The 447-nt window shown below is 67.8% G+C and carries 1 protein-coding gene; it reads right to left on the reverse strand.

Annotation, left to right across the window (positions count from 1 at the left end; translation table 11 throughout):
- The coding region (locus tag JQK88_RS35720) for a 3-hydroxyacyl-CoA dehydrogenase family protein (protein ID WP_203281289.1) at nucleotides 1-447 on the reverse strand (447 nt) is incomplete at both ends.

The raw sequence follows: 447 nt of genomic DNA on the forward strand, positions 1-447 counted from the left end.
GTACGAGTGCCACGGGTCGTCGGGCAGGGTGTCGGCCATGGTCTTGATGACGTGGGCCATGGTGTCCAGGCCGACCACGTCGGCGGTGCGGTAGGTCGCCGACTTCGGCCGGCCGATCGCCGGGCCGGTCAGCGCGTCGACGGTGTCGAAGCCCAGGCCGAACTGCTCGGTGTGGTGCATCGCGGCCAGCATCGAGAACACGCCGATGCGGTTGCCGATGAAGTTCGGGGTGTCCTTGGCGATCACCACGCCCTTGCCCAGGGTGGTGGTCAGGAAGGTTTCCAGGCCTTCCAGCACCGCCGCGTCGGTGGTCTTGGCCGGGATCAGCTCGGCCAGGTGCATGTAGCGCGGCGGGTTGAAGAAGTGCACGCCGAGGAAGCGGTGGCGCAGCTCTTCCGGCAGCACTTCGGCGAGCTTGTTGATGCCCAGGCCCGAGGTGTTGGAGGC

This window comes from Mesorhizobium caraganae (assembly GCF_016836705.1).
Lineage (GTDB): Bacteria > Pseudomonadota > Alphaproteobacteria > Rhizobiales > Rhizobiaceae > Mesorhizobium > Mesorhizobium caraganae.